Source organism: Rhodopila sp. (assembly GCF_035548095.1).
Taxonomy (GTDB): domain Bacteria; phylum Pseudomonadota; class Alphaproteobacteria; order Acetobacterales; family Acetobacteraceae; genus Rhodopila.
On sequence record NZ_DASZUV010000005.1, the window covers coordinates 282,720 to 305,130 of the forward strand.

Genomic DNA, 22,411 nt, shown 5'->3' on the forward strand with positions numbered 1-22,411 from the left:
TCAGCCCTCGAACCCGCGTGGTCTGACCCCCGCCCGCAACCAGGTGACCAGCGAATAGACGTCGAACACCGGCACCCCCAGCGCCGCCCGCAGCGCCTTGGCGTAGGGCGGCATGTTGGTGCATTCCAGCACCACCGCGCCGATATCGGCATGCTCCCGCATCAACCGTTCGCCCGCCCGCAGGATGTCCCGACGCGCGAGGTCCACATCCATATCCTGCTTCTCGGCCCTGATCAGCACGCGGAAGAATTCCTCGCCATCCTCGGTGCCGACAAAGGGTGTATCCAGCGGCACCCCAGCCGCTTCCAAATGGCGCGGCGTCAGCGACCCGGCCGAGACGGTGATCACCCCGACCCGCTTCCCGGGCGGCAGCATGGCCTGCACCCATGGCACCTGCATCAGCGAACTGGTGGCCACCGGCACACCGACATGCGCCGCGATCTCGGCCTGGAACAGCGACAGGAAACCGCAATTGGTGGTGATCGCCTCGGCGCCGAAATCCACCAACTCTTTGGCCGCATCCAGGAAATCCGGCAGCAACCCAGCCGCGCCGTCCAGCACCACCCGTTCCGGGCTGGCGCCGCGCACCACGCGATACAGCACCGGGAACGGCCAGGTCTCGGCATTGCCCATGTCGCCCGGGATGCGGGGAAATCGCGCCTCCAGCATCAGGATTCCCAGCGGCGCCCCGTAGACCGCCTTACCGCCGCGCGCGATGGTACCCATCCTTGCCCCCGCTCGTGAACGCGCGGACAATACCCCGAACCCGACACGAAAAGGAGACGTCATGGCCGACTTTCCCTTCAATCAGGCCGACCTCGATCTGCTGGCGCAGTGGGACACGCCGACCATCTGCAACGGGCTGGAGATCACCAATCCGGAGCGGCGCGCCTTCGGCTACACGGTCGAACCGATGGTCTGCACCGATCCCAAGGCCCCGCCGATCGTCGGTTTGGCCCGCGTCGGCATGATCCGCTCCACCGAACCGCCACGCGGCAAGGTGACCGACCGGGCGGACTGGTATGACTATGTCGCCCGCACGGACCTGCCGACCATCGCCGTGCTGCAGGATATCGACGGCCGTGTCGGCTATGGTGCCTATTGGGGAGAGGTGCAGTCGACCATCCACAAGGCCCTGGGATGCCTGGGCTGCGTCACCAATGGCTCGTTCCGCGACCTGGGGATGTGGGCCGAGGGGTTCCAGATGATCGGCGGCCGGGTGGGGCCGAGCCATGCGTGGGTACACATGGTCGATTTCGGCAAGCCGGTGAATATATTCGGCATGCAGGTCGGGCATAACGACGTGGTCCACGCCGATTATCATGGCGCCGTTGTTGTGCCGGCCGATGCGGTGCGCAAGTTGCCGGCGGCGATCGACCTCGTGTCGCGGCGGGAGAAGGTGATCCTGGATGTCTGCAAGGCACCGGGCTTTACCCCCGCCAAGCTGCGGGACGCGCTGAAGCGGTCGGGCGAGATCCATTGAGCACGATCCGCTGAACCAAGGCCGCCTGCCGGGGACTGCCCGTCGGGGTGCCCCCGGCAGGAGACACCGTCACACGGACACCGCGGGCATCACGGTCGCGGGCATCACGGTCGCGGGCACCACGGCGGCGCCGGTGACAGGATGGGCAGCCGCTCCCGCACGGGGCCGGCATTCCCCGCCGGATGGCACTTTTGCTGCACTGCATGCCACGAAGCGTGACTCACGGTCTGCCGAACGCGACGGTGCGAAGCAACAAATTCAACAAAACCAGTTAGTTGGAGAGTAACACTGGGCAATAAACCTTGATTCGCCCTGACCGGTGCATTGCGGCTATGCAATGTATGGATCAGCGCCGGAATACGACTCGCATGGATCGACTTGTCACGTTTCCTCTTACGGAGGCGAACCCGAACGGGTTCCGTCAGCGGACGCTCAAGACCGCGATCGATTGCGTCGGCATCGGCGTCCACTCCGGCCGCAAGACACGCCTGGTCATCCGCCCGGCCGAGGCCGGGCACGGCATCGTCTTTCAACGCACCGACCTGAACCGCACCATCCCGGCCCGCTACGACACCGTGTGTGAGACGCGGCTATGCACCGTCATCGCCGACCCCGCGATGCCTTCGGCCCGTGTCGGCACGATCGAACACATCATGGCGGCATTCCACGGCGCCGGCATCGACAATGCCTTGATCGAGGTCGATGGCCCCGAAGTCCCGATCCTGGATGGCTCTGCCGGCCCTTATCTGTTCCTGCTCGACTGCGCGGGATCCGTGGAGCAGGACGCGCCGCGCGCGGTCATCGAGGTGCGGACCCCTGTCCGGGTGGCCGCCGGAGAGGCCTGGGCCGAACTGCGGCCCCTCGGCCCGTTGCCGCGAAACGGCCAGCCGACGCTGGAGATGGAGCTGTCGATCGATTTCAAGGCCCCTGTCATCGGTCAGCAAAGCGAGACGCTGCGGCTGACCTCGGACAATTTCCGCCATCGCCTGGCCAACGCCCGCACCTTCGCCATGGCGGCCGAGGTCGAGCAGTTGCGGGCCAGCGGCCTGGCGCGAGGCGGCAGCCTGGACAATGCGGTCGTCGTCGATGGCGATTCGATCCTCAACCCGGGCGGGCTGCGGATGGACAAGGAATTCGTCCACCACAAGCTGCTGGACGCGGTGGGCGATCTCGCCTTGGCGGGCGCATGCCTGCATGGCCGGTTCGTGGCCCATCGCACCGGCCATACGCTGAACAACCGCCTGCTTCATACGCTGTTCGCCCAGGCCGCGGATTGGCGGGCTTCAGAAGCCGGGAAACTGTCGGCCGCGGCGTGAGCGCGCGGGACGACAATCGTCTTCCCCGCCGCGACGCCGATGATATAAGCCGCCCATGAACCAGACTCGCCCCGCGTTGTCATTGGCTGCGGCCTTGGTGGTCGCGCTGCCTCTCCTCTCAGCATGCAGCGGCAGCAAGTCGAGCGACAGCACACCCTCCGGCCCGACCGGAACGGCCGAAGAGATGTACAGCCACGGCATCGACGCGCTGAACGCCCGCCGGTTCTCGACGGCGGACGAACAGTTCAACGCCGTTGAGGCCAACTATCCGTACTCGTCCTGGGCGGTGAACGCACAGCTGATGTACGGCTATTCGCTGTACCAGCAGAACAAGTATACCGATGCGATCGGCCAGCTCGATCGGTTCATTCAGCTGCATCCGGCGCATCGCGATATCGCCTATGCCTACTATCTGCGGGCGCTTAGCTATTATGAGCAGATCGCCGATATCCAGCGGGATCAGAAGGGTACGGAGCAGGCGATGAACGCGCTGCAGGAGGTGGTGAACCGCTTTCCCGATACCAGCTACGCCCGCGACGCCAAGCTGAAGATCGATCTATGCGTCGATCATCTGGCCGGCAAGGAGATGGAAATCGGACGCTACTACCAGAAGCAGCATTTGTATGAAGCGGCGATCGGCCGGTTCCAGCGTGTGGTCAACGAATACCAGACCACCAACCATGTCCCCGAGGCGCTGCTCCGGCTCACCGAGATCTACCTGACCCTTGGTCTTCCAGAGCAAGCCCGCCAGACCGCGGCGGTGCTTGGCTACAACTATCCCGGCAGCGACTGGTATCGCGACAGCTACAACCAGCTCGTCCGGGACGGGGTGGCAACGGGGAACGAGATCCCCGAAGAGGAAAGGCCGAAGGGCTTCTTCACGCGCATGTGGGATTCGGTGTTTTAACGACGCGGCGACGGCCGGTAACATCGCGGCATGCTGACCGCGCTGTCCATCCGCGACGTCGTGCTGATCGAACGCCTGGATCTGGCGTTTGGCCGCGGATTGACGGTGCTGACCGGCGAAACCGGGGCCGGCAAATCCATTCTGCTCGACAGTCTCGGCCTGGCGCTTGGCGCGCGCGCCGAAAGCGGCCTGGTGCGAGAGGGAGCCGAACAAGCCTCGGTCACCGCCTGCTTCATGCCCCCGTCGAACCATCCGGTCGCGCCGGTGCTGCGGGAGCACGGGCTGGATCATGAGGACGAGATTGTATTGCGGCGCGTCATCGGCCGGGATGGACGCTCCCGCGCGTTCATCAACGACCAGCCGGTTGGTGTTGCCCTGCTGCGCCGGGTCGGCGCCTTGCTGGTGGAGGTCCAGGGCCAGCACGAGCAGATGGGCCTGGCCGACCCGGCCGGACATGCCGGTTTGCTGGACGCGTTCGGGGTCTCGCCGAGGCTGCGCGCCAGCGTCACCGAAAGCTGGCGCGATTGGCGCAAGGCGGTCGAGGCCCTGAGCATGGCCAGGGAAGCCATCGCCCAGGCGGAGCGGGACGAGGACTATCTGCGCCACGCGGTCGACGAGCTGGCGGCGCTGAAGCCCATGGCCGATGAGGAGGAGATGCTCGCAAGGGAGCGTCATCGCCTGCAGCAGCAGGAACGCCGGGTGGAAGCGATCCATGCCGCGTTGTCGGAACTCACGCCGCGGGACCGGCGCTCGACCGGTCCGGCCGCCGCCTTGCGGGCCGCGTCCCGCGCACTCCAGCGCCTGGCGCCAAGCGGCACGGCCGAGGAAACGACCGCGAACCCGGCCGAACCGGCGATGGCGGCGTTGGAACGCGCGGAAGAGGCCCTGGCCGAGGCGGAGACGCTGTTGACCCGTCTCGCCGCCGAGGCGGACGCCGATCCGCGCATGCTGGAACTGGCCGAAGAGCGGCTGTTCGCCCTGCGCGCCGCCGCGCGCAAGCACAGCGTCGCCGTTGCCGACCTCCCCGCCCTGCTCGACACGCTGGCATCCCGCCTTGCCGCCCTGGAAACCGGTGCGGCCGAAGTGATCGCCCTGGAGCAGGCCGCTCGAAGTGCGCGGGACGCCTACCTGGCCGCCGCCGCCGATCTGTCGGCAGCCCGCTCGGCGGCGGCGGTCAAGCTACAGAAGGCCGTGATGCGGGAGCTGCCGCCGCTGCGCCTGGACAAGGCCCGCTTCGCCGTGGCGGTCGAACGCCGGCCCGAGGACGATTGGGGCGCGGCGGGAATGGATCAGGTGCGGTTCCTGATCGCCACCAACCCGGGGCAGGCGGCCGGGCCACTGGCACGCGTCGCCTCGGGCGGCGAATTGTCGCGGTTGATGCTGGCGATGAAAGTCGTGCTGTTGGCCGGGTCGGCCGTGCCGACGCTGGTGTTCGACGAGGTCGATTCCGGCATTGGTGGCGCCACCGCCGCCGCGGTGGGTGAACGGCTGGTGCGGGTGGCGGATCAGGTGCAGGTGCTGGTCGTCACCCACAGCCCGCAGGTCGCGGCCCGCGGCGCGGCACATCTGCGCGTGGTCAAGGCGATGAGCCGTGACCGCACGGTGACGCAGGTGGAACGGCTGGAAGACACCGAACGCCGTGAGGAGATCGCCCGCATGCTGGCCGGCGAAACAATTACCGAATCCGCCCGCGCGGCGGCGGACGACCTGCTGGGCGTGGCCGGGTAACCGATTTTGCCATACGCTGTGGAATGCTAACCTCCTTCGTCTGATGAGCGCCAATCCACGTCCCATCGAAGACCTCAGCCCGGAGGACGCCGCCGTGGAGTTGGCGCGGCTCGCGACGGAAATCGCGCATCACGACGCCGCCTACCATACGCGCGACACGCCCGAAATCGCCGACGCCGAATACGACGCGCTCCGCCGCCGCAATGCCGCGATCGAAGCCCGTTTCCCGTCGCTGATCCGCGCCGACTCACCCTCGAACCGCGTGGGCGGCGCACCGGAAAGCGGCTTTGCCAAGGTGCGCCATCGGGTACCGATGCTGTCGCTCGACAATGCCTTCGGTGCCGAGGAATTTCGCGACTTCTGCGGTCGTATCCGCCGGTTCCTGGGCCTGACCGACCGCCTTGTCTTCGTGGCCGAACCAAAGATCGACGGATTGTCGATCAGCTTGACCTATGAGCACGGGCATTTCGTCCGCGGCGCCACGCGCGGCGACGGCACGGAAGGCGAGGATGTCACGGCGAACCTGCGCACGATCGCCTCGGTTCCGGAAAAGCTCCGCGGTCACGCCCCAGCGCTGATCGAGGTGCGCGGCGAGGTGTTCATGACGAAGGCCGACTTCCTTGCGTTGAACGAGGCCCAGGCCAAGGCCGGTGGCAAGATCTTCGCCAATCCACGCAACGCCGCGGCCGGCAGCCTGCGGCAACTCGACCCCTCGATCACCGCCGAGCGGGCGTTGTCGCTGTTCGCCTATGCCCAGGGTGAAAGCAGCGTACCGGTGGCGGAAACCCACTGGACCTATCTGCAGCGGCTGCAGGACTGGGGCTTCGACGTCAATCCGCTCTCCCGCCGCCTGGAAGACGAGTCGGAGGCCGAGGCGTTCCAGACGGAGATCGGCCTGCAACGCGCCAGCCTGGGCTACGACATCGATGGCGTCGTCTACAAGATCGACGATCTGAAGCTGCAGACCCGCCTGGGTTTCGTCGGACGCGCCCCGCGCTGGGCGATCGCCTGGAAATTCCCGGCGGAACAGGCCACGACGGTACTGAAGGGGATTGGCATCCAGGTCGGCCGCACCGGCGCCCTGACACCCGTCGCTCGGCTGGAACCGGTCAATGTCGGCGGCGTGCTGGTGCAGAATGCGACCTTGCACAATGAGGACGAAATCGCCCGCAAGGACATCCGCGTCGGCGACACGGTCATCCTGCAACGCGCCGGCGACGTGATTCCCCAGATCGTCGCGGTGGTGGCGGAGCGCCGGCCCGCCGACGCCAAACCCTACGTATTTCCCGATATCTGTCCCGCCTGCGGCAGCCATGCCGTCCGCCCGCCCGGCGAGGTCGTCCGGCGCTGCACCGGCGGCCTGATCTGTCCGGCTCAGCGGGTGGAGCGGCTGGTCCATTTCGTGTCCCGCCCCGCCTTCGACATTGACGGCCTGGGCGAGAAGACCATCCAGGAGTTCTACGACGAGGGCTGGCTGCACAGCCCCGCCGACCTGTTCCACCTGCCGGAACGGGAAGCGCAGATCGCCGAGCGCGAAGGCTGGGGCAAGACGTCGGCGCGCAACCTGTCGCGGGCGATCGAGGCGCGCCGCCGCGTGCCGCTGGACCGGTTCATCTACGCCCTGGGCATTCGACGCATCGGGGCAACCAACGCACGGCTGCTCGCCCGCCACTATGGCAGCTTCGTGAACTGGCGGGATCAGATGATCAAGGCAACCGTGATCGGCTCCGACGAACGGCTGGCCCTGGGCAGCATCATCGGGATCGGGCCGGCCATCGCCGAGGAATTGGCGGAGTTCTTTTCGGAACAGCGCAACATCGATACGCTGGACCAGCTGGCCGCGGAGCTGAGTATCGAGGAAACGGTGGTCGAGCAGTCCGCTGACAGCGCGATCGCTGGCAAGACGGTTGTATTCACCGGCACTCTGGAAACCATGACCCGCCCTGAAGCCAAGGCCCGCGCCGAGGCGCTTGGCGCCAAGGTGACGGACTCGGTGTCGAAGAAGACCGACATCGTGGTGGTCGGTGCCGATGCCGGCTCCAAGGCTCGCAAGGCCGTGGAGCTGGGCGTGAAGACGCTGACCGAGGCCGAGTGGCGGGCGTTGATCGAGTAGCGAGGACCGGACGGATCGCTACAACAATCCCCGCAGCCGCAGCAGGCTGTAGGCGGACAGGGTCATCGACTCGCAGACCGTGCCGTCGCGGATCATCGTCTCCAGCTCCGGCACGCTGACCCATCGACAGATCATGTCCAACTCGCTGGCCTCTCGGTCCGGCTCACCCTCTCGAAGACCGCGCGCGAGGAAAATATGGCCCCGCTGCGTGCAGTAGCCCGGTCCCTGAAAGATCGTGCCGATGCAATCCAAACGCTCTGCCACCATGCCGGTCTCCTCGCGCAGCTCAGCGGCCGCCGCCGTTTCGGGCATCACATCCGCCGATGGACTCGGCATGCTGCCCATCGGAAACTCCCAGACCCGTTCGCCGACCGGATAGCGATACTGCTCTACCAGCGTCACCCGGCCATCGCGGAATGGGACGATCACCACGAAATCCGTCCGCTCCACCACGCCATACAGCCCGGGTGAGCCATCCTTGTGCCGAATCCGGTCTTCGCGGATGCGAAGCCAGCGGTTCTGGTAGGCGATGCGGGAGGACAATGTGATGTACGGGCTGCTCATCGCGGGGATGGTGCAGCCGCCCAGGTGCTGACGCCAGCGATTTGCATCACACGGCGACACAAAAGAGCCGCGCCTGACGGCACGGCCCTTCGATGCCCGCGGGAGCCAGAGTCAGGCGGATGGCCGATCCTCACCCGATGGGGGGGCCGGCGGCGCCGGCGGACGATTGCGCCGTTCCGCCATGAACTGGTCGAACTCGGCCTTGTCCTTGGCGAAGCGCAGCCGCTCCAGGAAGGCGCCGAATTCCTTCTGTTCCTCCTCCAGCCGGCGCAGGGTCTCGGCCTTGTATTCATCGAAGGCATGATTGCCGCTGGACGGGCCGAGGCCGCTGGCCGGCGCTCCGCACGCCCAGGCCTTCCACTCATCCCAAGGCAGGCCGCCATTCCGCGCCATCCATGCCCTGCGGCGGCGTCCGAAGCATCCCATGCGACCACTCCCAATCATGTAGAACAGCACGGCCAGTCCGACCGGCCACCAGAAGATGAAACCAAGCACGGTCAACGCGATGGCCATCGGCCGGGCGATCCCCGGCGGATACCAGAACGGCGCCCAGGGCCGCTGGCCCCACGGGCCACCACTCGCCCCGGGCTGATCGCGCCATCCGCCGGCCGACGGGCCGGGGTTCGCACCCCAGGGCCCTGTGCCCCAGGCTTGCCCGTAATAGGTGTCTTGAGGCGCAGCGCTCGTCATCGAGGGCTCCATGTGAATGTAAGACACATTTACATTGGTGGTGACGCGTGACCAAGTCAAGACAAACCGTCGGAGAAATCGGGCGAGCGGAACGGGCCGGGTTGTGGGCTGGCGGATGCGGATGGCCGACCCGCGGCACGCCGGCCAGGCCGGCGGTCTTTATCATCGCCACCGTCCGGGTGCGGTCGGATTCAGCGATGAAGGCAAGCCGCGGCGTGTGGTTGCCGGCGGCGTTCCATGAACAAGTCTCAGGTCCCGGACCGACACGGGGGCTCATGGCAAGACGCGACTCACGCCTGTCTGTCCTGGTCCGTGTCTCTACACGGAATCCGAAGGCTGGCCAGGCTCGAGGCTCACGTCCATCCGTGTCGGATCTTCATTGTTTCGATGGTGCAGCAGAAGGGCGATCAGGCCGGTCCAGCCTGTCTGGTGGGAGGCACCGAGGCCTTCGCCTGTTTCGCCATGGAAATACTCATGAAACAGCAACCGGTCGCGGAAATGTGGATCATCGTGCACAAAGTCGCTCGGCCCCATGGCGGGGCGGCGGCCATCCTTGCCGCGCAGGAACAGATGCGTCAGACGCGCCGTCAGCTCATCCGCGATCTCCTTCAAGCTGCGTGTTTCGCCCGAATCGACGGGATATTCCACTTGAAAATCGTCGCCGTAGTAGCGGTAGAAACCATACAGCGCCTCCGCCAGCATGAAGTTCACCGGCATCCAGATCGGGCCGCGCCAATTTGAGTTGCCGCCGAAGGCGCGCGTATCGCTTTCGCCCGGCACATAGTTGACGCTGAAATGCTGGCCGTCCAGATCCAATGTGAACGGCTTGTCCTTGTGCAGCTTCGACACGCTGCGCACGCCGTAGGGAGAGAAGAATGCCGCCTCATCCAGCATCCGCCGCAGCAGCCGCTTGATCCGATGCCCTCGCAGCAGGGATAGCAGGCGCCGGGCGCCCTGCCCCTCGATGTCCCAGTTCGACACCAGCGCGGCGAGGTCCGGACGATGCTCCAGCACCCAGTTCAGGCGGCTGGCAAAGACCGGGTTGCGCGCGATCGTGTCGGGTTCCAGCACTTCCACGGCAAGCAGCGGAAACAGCCCGACGATGGAAAACAGGCGCAGCGGGATCGATGATCCATCGGGGCGGCGCAGCACGTTGAAATAGAATTGCTCCTTCTCGTCCCACAGCCCGAGCTGGCCCGACTGGCGGGTCATCACCTCGGCGATGGCCAGGAAATGCTCGAAGAACTTGGTGGCGGTGGATTGGTAGACCGGATCGCGCGTCGCCAGTTCCAGGGCGATGCGCATCATGTTCAGCGCGTACATCGCCATCCAGGACGTGCCGTCGGACTGATCGATGATGCCCGCCACCGGCAGATGTTGGGACCGGTCGAATACCTCGATATTGTCCAGCCCCAGGAAGCCACCCTGGAAGACGTTGCGTCCCTCCACGTCGTTGCGGTTGACCCATCCGGTGAAGTTGATCAGCAGCTTCAGGAAGATCTCTTCCAGGAAGGCGAAATCCGGTTTCCCCGTCAGCGCCGCGTCCATGCGGAAGACGCGCCAGGCGGCCCAGGCATGCACCGGCGGATTGGCCTGGTTGAAATCCCATTCATAGGCCGGCAGGGACCCGTTGGGGTGCATGTACCATTCATGCGTCAGCAGCATCAGCTGCTGCTTGGCGAAGGTCGGGTCGATCAGCGCGAAGGTCACGGCGTGAAACGCCAGATCCCAGGCGGCATACCAGGGGTATTCCCAGGTATCCGGCATGGAGATGATCTCGCGGTTGTTCAGGTGCCGCCAGTCGCGGTTGCGGATGTGCTCCCGACCCGGCGGTGGCGGCGGCTGCAGCGGATCGCCATCCAGCCAGCGGCGCACATCGAAACGATAGAACATCTTCGACCACAGCATGCCGGCCAACGCCTGGCGCTGCACCGCGCGCGCGTCCTCGTCCTCGATGTTCTGCTGCAAAGCCGCATAGAATTCGTCGGCATCCGCGATCCGGGCGGCCATGATCTCATCGTGATCGGCGAACGGATCGGCCTTCAACTCCGCCGGCCGCCAGCGCAGCCGGATCACCGTCTGCCCGCCTGGCGGCACCGTCAGCTTTACCTGGGCCGAGACCTTGGTGCCCGTCGCGCGGTCGATCGCTTCCTTCCGCCCGTTCACGACGAAGTCGTTGATGCCGTCCTTGAACGGCCCGGGCTCATCCGAGCCATATAGTTTCTGTGTATTGGTTTCGTTACGGCAGAACAGCCAGGGCGCATGGGTGTCGATATAGAATCGACGCTCGCTCATGCGGTTGTGGGTCGCGGCGACGGCGCCGCCCACCACCCGCAAGGCGGGGATCGGGATACCCGGCCGCCAGTCCCAGGTGTTGCGTGCCCACAAGGTCGGCAGCACTTGCAGATCGGCGGCCTCCGGTCCCCGGTTTGCGACGGTGATGCGGATCAGCACGTCCTCGGGGGACGCCTTGGCGTATTCGACGGTCACGTCGAAATAGCGATTCTCCGCGAACACGCCGGTGTCGGTCAGCTCGTATTCACGCTGATCCTGGCCGCGGCGCGCATTCTCCTCGATCAGCCTCTGATATGGGAATTCGGCCTGCGGGTATTTGTAGAGCATCCGCATATACGAATGCGACGGCGTCCCATCCAGGAAGTAATACAGTTCCTTGACGTCCTCGCCATGGTTGCCCTGCTGATTGGTCAGGCCGAACATCCGCTCCTTCAGGATCGGGTCCTTGCCGTTCCACAGGGCAACCGACAGGCACCAGCGCAGCCGGTCGTCGGTGAAGCCGGCAATACCGTCCTCGCCCCATCGGTATGCCCTGCTGCGGGAGGCGTCGAACGGCAGATAATCCCAGGCATTGCCGTCCGCGGAATAATCTTCTCGGACGGTCCCCCATTCGCGCTCCGCCAGATAGGGGCCCCAGTGCAGCCAGGCGGCGCGATCCTCGCTCAGGCGCTTGCCCTCGGCGGTATTCAGAAGACGGCCGTGCATCGCTCGCTCATGACTTGATCCAAGGCTCAGGGCCCCCCACCCGGTGCGCCGCTATCGCGTCCGGCTTTATCCCGGCGGCGCGACGGACGCCAACACGCATCCGGCCGCGCAACCGGAATGTCACAATTGGTCGCTGTGCAGGAACTCGATCACCTCGCCGTTCGGACCGGTGACAAAGGCGATATGCACCTCAACCAGCGGGTCCTGGCCCAGTTGGCGGATGACTGGCTCGACGCGGGAGACGGCGCCGGCGGCGAGTGCCTTGCGATACGCGGCGGGCGTGTCGGTGACGCGCAGACAGAAATGCAGCAGCGCGCCCTCCGTCGGTTCCTCATGCGGCTGGCGCCGCCGCCCCTCCGACTGGACAATGGAATCCTGGCCGAACACCTCGATGCAGCGCCCGTCGCCGGCATCGAGGAAGGCGGCTCTGTCGATGCGGCCTGGCACCGAGAACCGGTAGCGCACGCCAAAACCCAGGCCCTCGGTGTAGAACCGGATCGTTTCGTCAAAGTCGATCGCGCGAATCGCGACATGGTGGAAACCGGGTGCCGTATCCGGACTTTGCATCGACGCCTCCTGTGTCTTGGCTGGGCATCCCGCGGCCGTTTCATCCCCCCGGCGACCGCCCTTCAGTTCGGCCGCCGCGCGAGCCGCCGCTCATAGTATTGCGCCAGCATCGTGCTGGGGAACAGCAGGATGAAATAGATCACCGCCACGACCGTGTAGACCTCCAGCGGGCGATAGGTGTCCGCGGTGATCAAGGTTCCATTGTACAGCAGGTCCGGCACCGCGATGGTCGATACCAGCGATGTGTTCTTCAACTGCGTGACCGATTGGTTGACGAAGGGCGGGATCATCCGGCGGATGGCCTGCGGCAGGATCACGTGCCGCATCATGCGCCACCGGCTCAGACCCAGTGCCCGCGCGGCATCCCACTGCCCCTGCTCGATGGAGATGATGCCGCCCCGGAAGATCTCCGCGTAGAAGGCGCCGGTATAGCAGGACAACGTCAGTCCGGCGGCGATGATGGCGGGAATCTGAATGCCCAGCAGCACGGGCAGCGCATAGTAGAACCAGACGATCTGCACCAGGACCGGCGTGCAGCGGAACACCTCGATGAAGCCGATCAGCGGGATGTTCAGCAGCCTGGATTTCGACAGCCGGCCCAGCCCGACCAGCAGGCCGATCACCAGGCCGATGACGATCGTGGCGAAGGTATAGGCAAGAGTGACACCGACCCCGCGCCAGAACAGCGGCGCATAGCGCAGCAGGAAGACGAAATCCCACTGATAATGCATGCCGGGCGGCGCGCGCGGCTCAGAACGTCAGGTTCGGGGGTAGCTGCTTGCGATCGATACCGAACTTGGCGACACCGTCCAGCATCCATTCACGGATCTGGCCGGTACCGCGGTTCATCTGCAGCCAGGCGTTCAGCACCTCTCTGAAGCGCGTATCCGGCTCCCGCTGCACGCCCATGCTGCTCGGCAGGGCAACCGTCGGATCGGTCAGCAGATAATACGGTCCCAGCGACGGGTTCTTGCCAACCGTGGACAAGCCCAGCAGCGCCGCCTGGACATGCGCATCCGCCCGACCCGACTGCAGCGCCAGCGTGCACTCGTCGCGCGTCTTGTAGCCGACCAGGTTGGCTTTCGGGCAATAGCGCCGCGCCACCGTCTCATGCAGGGAGCCGATATCGAACACCACGGTCAGCTCCGGCTTGTTCAAATCGTCCCAGACCTTGGGCGCCAGGCCCTTGCGGGCAAGGCATCCGAACGGATGGGTAATCATCGGATCGGTGAAACCGATGGACAGCGCCCGCGCCGGCGTCGGGTTCAGCGCGAAGGCGAGGTCGATCTTGTTGGACTGCAGGTCCAGCACCGAGTTCCCATAGGTGGATTCCAGGTAGGTGAGCTTCGCGTCGAAGACCTTGGCGATGTCCTGCGCCATGGCAATGGCGGCACCCGACCATTCCCCCGTGGCCAGGTCCTTCTGGAAATACGGCAATTCGCCGGGCAGCACGGCGATGCGGAGGATCTTGGTGCCGCGCACACGGTCGAACGTGCTGTCGGAGGCATCCGCGGCCCGCGCGCCGCGAATACCGACCAGGCCAAGGGCCGCGGCCGGGATCGATGCGGCGGCGGACAGCCCCAGGCGCCGCGAGATGCCGGGCCTCGGTGCCGTGGTCTGGATCATGTCGGTCCGGAGTTCGTCGCTCATGCACCACCTCATGCTCATGCCGTGAGACTCGTGATCGCATCGTTATGCACCACAATAGGTGCGCACGCAGCACCACAATACGGCTCCAAGCGGAATGGGTCTGCATGTTGCGGGCCACTCTGGTTTCGGGCCACTCGGTTTCGGACCACTCTGGCACTCGTCCGCGCGCGGCGGGCTCACGCGGTTGCGTGGTGACCGCACCGGCCGGCGCGGGCGGGGTGACCCCGCGACCGATGCCGGATTCGACGGCCTCCCGGCATGATTCCGCCCGAATCGGGCGCAAGGCGTAAGGCTATTGGCCTAGGATGGCGGGAGACACGCGATGAGAAAACTATTGATGACGGCCGCCCTGGTGTTTCTGGTGTCGGTCGGGTCAGGCTGCGGCGGCCCCACCACGCAGGGGGAGCAGCAGACACTGGTCGACCGGTCCGCGCTGGCGACCCAGGAGATGATGACGCAGACGATCAGCAACGGCCCGCGCGACTTCCTGCACAGGGCGAAGGCGGTGATGATCTGTCCGCGCATCTTCAAGGCCGGATTTTTCTTCGGTGGAGAAGGTGGCCGCTGCGTCCTGCTGGCCCGCGCCGGCAACGGCACGTGGTCCTATCCCGCCTTCTACAATATCGGCAGCGGCAGCTTCGGCCTGCAGATCGGCATTCAGGACAGCCAGCTGCTGATGCTGATCATGACGGACAAGGGCCTGAACGCGATCCTGGACAGCCAGTTCAAGATCGGCGGCTCCGCCTCGATCGCGGTGGCGACGCTGGGCGCCGGCATCCAGGGCTCCACGACCGCCGCGGTGGGCGCCGACATCCTGGCCTTCTCGGCGGCCCGCGGGCTGTATGGCGGGATCTCCCTGGAAGGCAGCCTGATGACGTCGCTGACCGACTGGAACAGATCCTATTACGGACAGCCATTCGCTGCCCGTCAGATCGTGATCGAAATGCAAGGTTCCAATCCCGGCGCCGATCCGCTGCGCGATCTGCTGACGCGGTTCGGCACGCCGCAGGCGGCCGTGCCGCCTCCCGCCCCGGCCCAGCCCTCGCAGGTTCCCCCCGGCTACCAGCCCGCCGCGCCGGCTTCCGCAAACCCGACCTATCTGACACCGCCCGCCGCTACCGGCCGCGGACCCGTTCAGGAACAGAGCCTCCCAGCCGCCAGGTAGCCGGCGGGACCGGCCGCGCGAGCGCCAGTGGCAATAAAGGCATCGCGCGACCGGGCGGGCCGACCGGGCGGGTATCAACCACGCTGCTTTGCCGCTAGCCTGGGACCCATGGCTCGCGATCTGCCGTTCTGGAAGACGAAACGCCTGGAGGACATGAACAGCGCCGAGTGGGAGTCGCTCTGCGACGGCTGCGGGCGGTGCTGTCTGCACAAGCTGCGCGACCTGGATACCGATGAGCTGGCGTTCACCAACGTCGCCTGCCGCATGCTCGACCTTCAGAGTTGCCGGTGCAAGGACTATCCGCGCCGCCGCCGCTGGGTGCCTGACTGCGTCAGCCTGACTCCGGCGGCGCTGGGCGAAATCGACTGGCTGCCGCCGAGCTGCGCCTATCGCCTGCTACACGAGGGCAAGGACCTTTACTGGTGGCATCCACTGGTGTCCGGCGACCCGAACACGGTACATGAAGCCGGTGTGTCGGTGCAGGGCCGCGCGATAACGGAACGCAAGGCCGGCCCGTTGGAAAACCACATCGTTGACTGGCCTGGCAAGATGCCGAAAACGAAACGTCCACCCAGCAAGGAGACCGATGGATGAAGAATGCGCTGTATGGCGGGGTGAACGCCGCCGTGCTGACCCCGATGAATGAGGATCTGTCGGTCGACCTGGACCGGATGGCGGCGCATTGCCGCTGGCTGCTGGCGAATGGCTGCAATGGCCTTGGTGTCATGGGTACGACGGGCGAGGCGAACAGCCTGGGCCTGCAGGAACGGATGGATGTGCTGGAGGGGCTGGTCGCCCGCGGCATCCCCGCCGCCAGGATGATGCCCGGGACCGGCGTCGCCAACCTGACCGATACGGTCATCCTGACCCGCCACGCCGAGAAGATGGGCTGTCCCGGCGCGCTGCTGCTGCCGCCCTTCTATTATAAGAATCCCACCGATGACGGATTGCTGGCCTACTTCAACGAAGTCATCCAACGCGTCGGCGGGGCGATCAAGATCTACCTGTACAACTTTCCCCAGCAATCAGCCGTGCCGTTCTCCGTGCCGTTCATCGAGCGGTTGCGCGCGGCCAATCCCGGCAAGGTGAAGGGCATCAAGGACAGCAGCGGCAGCTATGAAAACGGCCTGTCCTATGTCGAGGCTTTCGCCGGCGACGGGTTCGAGGTCTATGCCGGGGACGACACGCTATTGAAGCCGCTGCTGGAGAAGGGCGCGGCGGGCTGCATTACCGCGGCCTCCAACGTGAACTGTTCCATCGGCTCGATCGTCTACGCCGCCTGGAATGCGCCGGCCGGCGCGGCGGCGCATGAGGTGCTGTCGGCAACCCGCAAGGCGGTGATTTCCGTGCCGTTGATCTCCGGCCTGAAGGCGCTGGTGGCGCGCAACACCGGCGATCCGCGCTGGGAAACGATCCGGCCGCCGCACATGAAACTGACCGACGCGCAGAAAGCGGCGCTGTTCACCGTGTTCGATGCCAGCGGGCTCACATTGCCAAAGGCGGCATGACGGAAGGCCGGTGGGGCTGTCCCCACCGGCCGGTTTCCATCGATTCCCGATCGCTCCTCGATGCCTGCTGAACAGTCGGCGCTTCGGGGGCTGTCGCTGATCAGGCGGCGGAGCCCGCATCAACCCGCTTGCGGCGGCGGATCGCCGCAAGCCCGGCGATTCCCGATCCAAATGCCAGCAGGCTGACCGGTTCCGGTATCGCCGTGATGTCAAAGTTTGGACCGAAATAGGCGGGGGCCAGGGTGCCCAGCGCCAGATCCGTCGTCGGGTTCATGCCGAGACCGATCGCACTGACGGGCGCCCCATACGTGATCGCCGACTCGGTCACGGGCGTATCGACCGTAAACCAGGCACCCAGCCCGGCCGGAAGATCCTGCACGACATAATACGTTGCGTTCGCGTCGAGCGTTACCGGCGTCGTGAGGGTGGCGCTATAAAACAGCGGGCTTCCCTCGGTCGGGTCGCTGGTGCTCACCATCGCGCTGGCAACCAAAGTGCCAAGGCCGTCATAAAGCCGGACTTCCGTCCCGCTCCGGCCGGGATCGTAGGCATCCAGCGCCACCACCGTGCTGGCCTGCGTGGTCGTAAACGACCAGCCGACCGAAAAATCCTGTTGCGACGACAGAACCGTTCCGGTGCCGGTGCTGAATGACAGCACGGGCGTTGCCTGCGCCGATGCCGCGAAACCAAACGCCGCCGCGGCTGCCAGCGCGGCCACTGAAGCTCTCGTCATGGCCCCCTCCATCCCACCATCAAAAGCAATGAACGATATCGTGCCAGCGCAACAATACCATTGCAACTACGGAAGACAGCCAAATTATTGCAAACAGAATATTTCACGGCACGCCGCAATAAAAAGAAAAGTGTAGCAAAGGTAGCCGGACTTCAAGACGCCGTCGGGGTCACCCTGGCTCGACGCTCCCGGCGCCGGCGACAGTCCCATGCCGCCGGCGCCGGGAGCCGGTCAATCCAGCATCCACGGGGCGGCCGCCGCCTGGGCGATCTGGCGAACCTGGTTCAGCAGGCCGGGGCCGACCGGAATGCCATCCTTCATCCGTTTGTCGGCGTTCTTCCACTGCGGATCCCCCGCCACCATCACCGGCTGAGCGGGATCGACCGGCCGCGTGCTACGCAGATCGCTCATGAAGCGCGCCACGTCTTTCTCGAAATCGCCCGTCCCACGGAAAATCGATGGATCGATCGCCATGAAGAAATGACCGATATCCATCCCCTGCGGCTTCTTCGTGTGCATCGGGTCGGTGATCAGCGTCGCCCCCGACAGGCACGACGCCAGGATGTTCACCATCACCGCCAGTCCATAGCCCTTGTAGCTGGAATTCTCCGGCGAGCCGCCCAGCGAGGTCAGGAACCCGCCCTTCTCCTTCGCCACCAGCGGATCGTTGCTCGGCCGGCCCTCGGCGTCCAGCACCCACCCGTCCGGCGTCGGCAGGCCCTCATTGGCCTTGTTGCGGATGCGTCCGGCCGCCACGGTCGTCGTGGCCATGTCCAGCAGGAACGGGACCCCGTCCGCGCTGGGCGCCGCGAAGGACCATGGATCGGTACCCAGCCGAGCCTGCTTGCCGAAGGTGGGCGCGACCTGGATGCCGGAGGCCGAGGTGCAGGCGATGCCGATCAGCCCCCGCTTCGCCGCCATCAGGCTGTAATAGCCGGCGGCGCCGAAATGGGCGGACGTGTGCACGGCGCTGATCGCCATGCCGATCTTCTTCGCCTTGTCGATCGCCACGCTCATGGCGAAATGGCCGGGCACATGGCCCAGCCCCCCGCCGCCGTCGATCAGGGCCGAGACCGGCGTTTCCCGCACGATCCTGGGCACCGCGTCCATCTTCGCGCGGCCCGAGCGGCGCAGCCCGTCATAACCGGGGATCATCGAGATGCCGTGGCTGTCGACGCCGTGCAGGTCCGCCCAGGACAGGATCTCGGCGGTGATCTCGGCATTGTTCTCCGGCATGCCCCAGGCACGCAGGATGGCTTTCAGCTGGGCACGATGGGACTCGTATGAGGCTGGCATGGCGTTTCCTCCAGGTCGGTACCCCAAGCCTTGCGCGTCGGCCCGGTTCCGGCAAGGGTTGGTGCCGCGAACGAGACATCCCTTGGGAGGACGAGGTGGCCGACAACGAGGCAGGGAAACCAGGCTTGGACGCCGCCGGTCTGCTGCGGGCGCGGTTCGGCATCGACCTGCCGGACACCGAGGTGCCGGAGCCGATCCGCTTCCTGCTCGATCGCCGGGTGACGCGCCGCTACACCGCTCAGGACGTGCCGGATTCGCTGCTGGACGGGCTACTGGCCGCGGCGCAGTCGGCGCCGGCGAAATCGGACCTGCAGCAATATTCCGTCATCGTGATGCGCGACCGCGCCCGCATCAAGCAGATCGCCGACTGGATCGGCACAATGGACTGGATCGCGACCGCGCCGGTGTTCCTGGTCTGGTGCGGCGACATGCGGCGGGGACAGCGGCTGTGCGACCGGCACGGCATGCCGCACGCCAACAACAACCTGGACACATTCCTGAACACCGCGGTGGACTGCACGCTGGCGATGGCCGGCTTCATGGCGGCGGCCGAGGCGATCGGCCTGGGCACCTGCCCGATCAGCTATGTGCGGAGCCATATCGAACGCGTTTCACCGCTGCTGGGCCTGCCAGACGGTGTCTACCCGGTGGCCGGGCTCAGCATTGGCTGGCCGCAGTTCCGGCGTCCGATCGCCATGCGGCTTCCGCCAGCCGTCGTCGTGCATCGCGAACGCTATGACGATTCGGCGCTGGACACCGCGGTTGCCGCCTATGATGAGCGGCGGCGCGCGTGTGAGCCGGTGGCGCCGGGCGGCCTGAAGAACAACGACATCTACCCGCCGCGCGAAGGGGTCGGCTGGAGCGAGAACGTGGCCCGGCAACTATCGGTGCCGGAACGGTTCGGCTTCGCCGCCTATCTGAAGACGAAAGGATTCGATCTTGCCTGACGATGCCGCCGCCCTGCCCGCCGCCCGCGCACGGGCCGTGCGGCCCAGGCATGCCGCCAGCCTGATCGTCCTGGCGACAGAAGCCGGCGAACCGAGCATGCTGATGGGCATGCGTGGCGCGAAACACCGGTTCATGCCCAACCGGCTGGTGTTCCCCGGCGGCAGCGTCGACACGGCAGACCTGCGCTCGCCGTTCGCGACGCCACTGTCACCGCGGACGGAGTGGCACCTGCGCAAGAAGGCGAACCCACGCCTGGCTCTTGGTCTCGCCCTGGCTGCCGCGCGTGAGCTGGAAGAGGAAACCGGCTTGACGCTGGGCCGGCCGCCGCGCCTGGATACGTTGCATTACCTGGCGCGCGCGGTGACGCCGCCGAATAGCCCGATCCGGTACAACGCGCGCTTTCTGGTTGTGCAGGCTGACCATGTTTCCGGCACCCTGGGCGGCGATGGGGAGCTGGAGGGGCTGCGTTTTTACGGGCTGCGGGAAGCGTTGGACCTGGACCTGGCGCTTCCCACGCGGCGGGTTCTGGAACGCCTGAAACTTTGGCTTAGCCTGCCGGAGCCGGAACGCGAAGCCCTGGAGGAAACACCAGTCCTGCTGCGGGACCGCGGCTGGCTGATGGAGTAGCGACCACGCGAGCCCCGTCATCACGGCGGGAAACAGCGGCGGAGCGGCAGCGCCGATATCGCTGATATCTGTTCTATTCCGCGCCGATGGACCGGCGGAAGACGCCGTTACCGTGACTTTGCCGAAACAACCGGTGCGGTCGTCACCGGCACGCGCTACCGGCATGCGCTGGACCCGGGAATGCGGCATCGGCGGCACGTCCTTCGACCTGCCGTGACCGTCCGCGCAGAACCCCAAAGGGCATGCCGCTTGACCCGTCCGGATCGCCGTCCAGGTCCGGCACGGCGGGCTCCGTGCCTGGCGGTGATGGGCTGCGCCACCGGCTGGCGGCCGTGCTGGCGGATACGATCGGGAGGCGATTGCCGACCCGCCCTGGTGACGGCGATCCGCCAATATGGCGGCGGCAAGGGCCCGTCTCGTCCGAATGGCGCTATCGGCCAGCCGGACATGAAAAGGGGCACCCGAAGGTGCCCCCGTTCAACTCCGTCCTGACTGCGAGATCAGTGCAGGATGATTTCGACGCGCCGGTTCTGCGGCTCACGCACGCCGGGGCCGGTCGGCACCAGCAGGTGGGTATCGCCGAAGCCCTGGATCGAGATTTCCTGCTTCGGCACGCCATTCCGGACCAGTTCCGCGGCCACCGCCTGAGCGCGGCGGATCGACAGGCCCATGTTGTACTTCGGCGTGCCCGACGTATCGGTATAGCCGTTGACCTCGATCCGGGTGGTCTGGACCTTCTTGGAGTTGGCGGCCGCCTCGGCAATGATCTGGCGGGCGCGGTCCGTAAGGGTCGCCTTATCCCAGTCGAAGAACACCAGGTAGGACTTGGCGATCGGGGCCGGCGGCGGCGCAACCGGAACCGGCGCCGGAGCCGGAGCCTGGCCGAAGTTGTAGCGGACGCCAAACATGATCTGGTTGTCGTAGGTCGGGCCCATCTGGACGCGGCCATAGCTGTGGAAGTTCTGGCCCGAGACCGACACGTTGTAGTTCGCCGAGTCGGTGCGGTTGCCCGCCGTGCCCAGGAAGCGGTAGTCCGCCGTCAGGGCCAGGCCCGGCACGCTGGGGACCGGCACGGAGAAGCCAACGATCGCCTGGTAGGCGAACACCGCCGTGGTGCCGTTCGTCTGCGCCGTGAAGCCGCCCGGGGTCAGCGTGTTGCCGCCGTAGCTGAACGTGCTGGTGTTGCGGGCATGCAGATCATCGTTGACCCACAGCGCGCCGACACCGACGCCGACATACGGCACGAACATCGGAGACAGCCCGTTAAAGTCATACAGGCCGTTCACCATGACGCCGTACTTCTGCTGCGTGCCGCCGCCGGCGAGGCCATTCGTGCGGGTGAAGTCGGTGAAGCCGTTGCCCTTGTTGTTCAGATACACGCCTTCGACCTCAGCCCGCAGGCCGTTGCCGAACCCGTAGCCCAGCGATGCCTGGCCGGTGAAGCCAACGCCGAACTTGGCCTTGCCCGAGGTCGACAACCCACCCAGGGCGCCGTTCGTCAACTGAAGATTCTTGACATCCTGGTTCAGCGGGATGTCCGGACCCGCGCCCGCGCCCAGGTAGATGCCGGTAACCGGCTGAGCGCTCGCCGCGATCGGCATCGCCAGGATCGTGGCGGCAACCAGTGCCCTGCGGAAGTTCATTGTAACTCTCTCCTTGATCTCTTCACCAACCGGGCGAAACGGGCCCGTGGACAAGCGCGATGGGGTCCCCGCCTTTTCGCTGCCCACAGCATTAACTCCAAAGTTGGCCAAATGCGAGGGACACAACCGCCTCTATCAGCCGATAAGGACACACTGTTGCGTCTTAGCCACAACAGGATCACACTTACGTCATTTTCCGGCCTGCACGGCCGTCTTCAGCCAAGCAACCCGCTTCGTCAACCGGCCGGCTCGAGCCGCCGCCCACCTCGTCGGCATGACAGATGACCAAAAATCTCGTCCGCATTCAACCGGCACCGCTGCCGCCGCGTCCCATGGCGGAAGAGAGCAGGAGTCGAACCTGCCCGGGACTGCTCAGCCGCCCCAACCGGGTTTGAAGTCCGGCCGGCCCACCGGGACCGCTTCTCCTCCATCGCCACCATCCGACATGCCGCCGTTGCCGGCAATTCCGCTCC

20 protein-coding genes and 1 tRNA gene are annotated in these 22,411 nt (G+C 66.0%); 10 read left to right on the forward strand and 11 right to left on the reverse strand.

The genetic code is table 11. The features are described from left to right. Complete coding sequence (locus VHC04_RS07330; protein ID WP_325679562.1) at positions 1-726, reverse strand: aspartate/glutamate racemase family protein; 726 nt, start codon at positions 724-726, stop codon at positions 1-3. Positions 727-787: 61 nt separating this feature from the next. Between VHC04_RS07330 and VHC04_RS07335 the strand changes: the two genes are divergently transcribed. From VHC04_RS07335 to ligA, 5 genes are all read left to right on the forward strand, one after another. Then, complete coding sequence (locus VHC04_RS07335; RefSeq protein WP_325679564.1) at positions 788-1,483, forward strand: RraA family protein; 696 nt, start codon at positions 788-790, stop codon at positions 1,481-1,483. Positions 1,484-1,851: 368 nt separating this feature from the next. Beyond that, entirely contained in the window at positions 1,852-2,799 is a 948-nt protein-coding gene (lpxC, locus tag VHC04_RS07340) for a UDP-3-O-acyl-N-acetylglucosamine deacetylase (RefSeq protein WP_325679566.1), read from the forward strand. Positions 2,800-2,854: 55 nt separating this feature from the next. Then, positions 2,855-3,706 carry an outer membrane protein assembly factor BamD gene (locus tag VHC04_RS07345; RefSeq protein WP_325679568.1) on the forward strand — a complete coding sequence of 284 codons (852 nt, stop codon included), beginning with the start codon at positions 2,855-2,857 and terminating at the stop codon, positions 3,704-3,706. Between the two features lie 30 nt (positions 3,707-3,736). Then, positions 3,737-5,434: a DNA repair protein RecN gene (gene recN, locus VHC04_RS07350; RefSeq protein ID WP_325679570.1), complete on the forward strand. Its 1,698-nt coding sequence runs from the start codon at positions 3,737-3,739 to the stop codon at positions 5,432-5,434. A 43-nt stretch (positions 5,435-5,477) separates the two neighbouring features. Further along, on the forward strand, positions 5,478-7,547 hold the full coding sequence (gene ligA / locus VHC04_RS07355) for an NAD-dependent DNA ligase LigA (RefSeq protein WP_325679573.1): 2,070 nt from the start codon (positions 5,478-5,480) through the stop codon (positions 7,545-7,547). A gap of 18 nt (positions 7,548-7,565) precedes the next feature. On the opposite strand, the gene VHC04_RS07360 is transcribed toward ligA, so the two are convergent. The 6 genes from VHC04_RS07360 to VHC04_RS07385 form a co-directional block, all read right to left on the reverse strand. Further along, positions 7,566-8,111, reverse strand: a complete 546-nt coding sequence (locus tag VHC04_RS07360; RefSeq protein ID WP_325679575.1) for an NUDIX hydrolase — start codon at positions 8,109-8,111, stop codon at positions 7,566-7,568. Positions 8,112-8,222: 111 nt separating this feature from the next. Continuing rightward, the gene (locus VHC04_RS07365) at positions 8,223-8,801 is read right to left on the reverse strand and encodes a DUF2852 domain-containing protein (protein WP_325679577.1); all 579 of its coding nucleotides are present in this window, start codon (positions 8,799-8,801) and stop codon (positions 8,223-8,225) included. Between the two features lie 318 nt (positions 8,802-9,119). Then, complete coding sequence (locus VHC04_RS07370) at positions 9,120-11,801, reverse strand: MGH1-like glycoside hydrolase domain-containing protein (RefSeq protein ID WP_325679580.1); 2,682 nt, start codon at positions 11,799-11,801, stop codon at positions 9,120-9,122. A gap of 120 nt (positions 11,802-11,921) precedes the next feature. Then, positions 11,922-12,368 (reverse strand): VOC family protein, encoded by a 447-nt coding sequence (locus VHC04_RS07375; RefSeq protein ID WP_325679582.1) that lies wholly within the window; start codon positions 12,366-12,368, stop codon positions 11,922-11,924. A gap of 62 nt (positions 12,369-12,430) precedes the next feature. Continuing rightward, a complete protein-coding gene (locus VHC04_RS07380; RefSeq protein ID WP_325679584.1) occupies positions 12,431-13,099 on the reverse strand; it encodes an amino acid ABC transporter permease in 669 nt (222 codons plus the stop codon). Between the two features lie 19 nt (positions 13,100-13,118). After that, entirely contained in the window at positions 13,119-14,018 is a 900-nt protein-coding gene (locus VHC04_RS07385; RefSeq protein WP_325679586.1) for a transporter substrate-binding domain-containing protein, read from the reverse strand. Between the two features lie 322 nt (positions 14,019-14,340). Between VHC04_RS07385 and VHC04_RS07390 the strand changes: the two genes are divergently transcribed. The 3 genes from VHC04_RS07390 to VHC04_RS07400 all read left to right on the forward strand — a co-directional run bounded on the left by VHC04_RS07390 (position 14,341) and on the right by VHC04_RS07400 (position 16,691). Next, on the forward strand, positions 14,341-15,183 hold the full coding sequence (locus VHC04_RS07390) for a lipid-binding SYLF domain-containing protein (protein ID WP_325679589.1): 843 nt from the start codon (positions 14,341-14,343) through the stop codon (positions 15,181-15,183). Between the two features lie 108 nt (positions 15,184-15,291). Next, positions 15,292-15,777: a YcgN family cysteine cluster protein gene (locus VHC04_RS07395; protein ID WP_325679591.1), complete on the forward strand. Its 486-nt coding sequence runs from the start codon at positions 15,292-15,294 to the stop codon at positions 15,775-15,777. Next, a complete protein-coding gene (locus VHC04_RS07400) occupies positions 15,774-16,691 on the forward strand; it encodes a dihydrodipicolinate synthase family protein (protein WP_325679593.1) in 918 nt (305 codons plus the stop codon). The genes VHC04_RS07395 and VHC04_RS07400 overlap by 4 nt, the downstream gene beginning before the upstream one ends. A 100-nt stretch (positions 16,692-16,791) precedes the next feature. Here the strand turns inward: VHC04_RS07400 and VHC04_RS07405 are convergent, their stop codons facing one another. Continuing rightward, entirely contained in the window at positions 16,792-17,436 is a 645-nt protein-coding gene (locus tag VHC04_RS07405) for a DUF4082 domain-containing protein (protein ID WP_325679595.1), read from the reverse strand. Between the two features lie 219 nt (positions 17,437-17,655). Then, on the reverse strand, positions 17,656-18,720 hold the full coding sequence (locus tag VHC04_RS07410; RefSeq protein ID WP_325679597.1) for an Ldh family oxidoreductase: 1,065 nt from the start codon (positions 18,718-18,720) through the stop codon (positions 17,656-17,658). 125 nt (positions 18,721-18,845) lie between these two features. On the opposite strand from VHC04_RS07410, the gene VHC04_RS07415 reads away from it, so the two are divergent. Beyond that, complete coding sequence (locus tag VHC04_RS07415; RefSeq protein ID WP_325679599.1) at positions 18,846-19,667, forward strand: nitroreductase family protein; 822 nt, start codon at positions 18,846-18,848, stop codon at positions 19,665-19,667. After that, positions 19,660-20,295 carry an NUDIX domain-containing protein gene (locus VHC04_RS07420; RefSeq protein ID WP_325679601.1) on the forward strand — a complete coding sequence of 212 codons (636 nt, stop codon included), beginning with the start codon at positions 19,660-19,662 and terminating at the stop codon, positions 20,293-20,295. Before VHC04_RS07415 ends, VHC04_RS07420 begins: the two co-directional genes overlap by 8 nt. A gap of 500 nt (positions 20,296-20,795) precedes the next feature. Here the strand turns inward: VHC04_RS07420 and VHC04_RS07425 are convergent, their stop codons facing one another. Next, entirely contained in the window at positions 20,796-21,938 is a 1,143-nt protein-coding gene (locus VHC04_RS07425; protein ID WP_325679603.1) for an OmpA family protein, read from the reverse strand. Positions 21,939-22,271: 333 nt separating this feature from the next. After that, positions 22,272-22,367: transfer RNA gene (locus VHC04_RS07430), tRNA-Sec, on the reverse strand. Positions 22,368-22,411 lie beyond the last annotated feature (44 nt).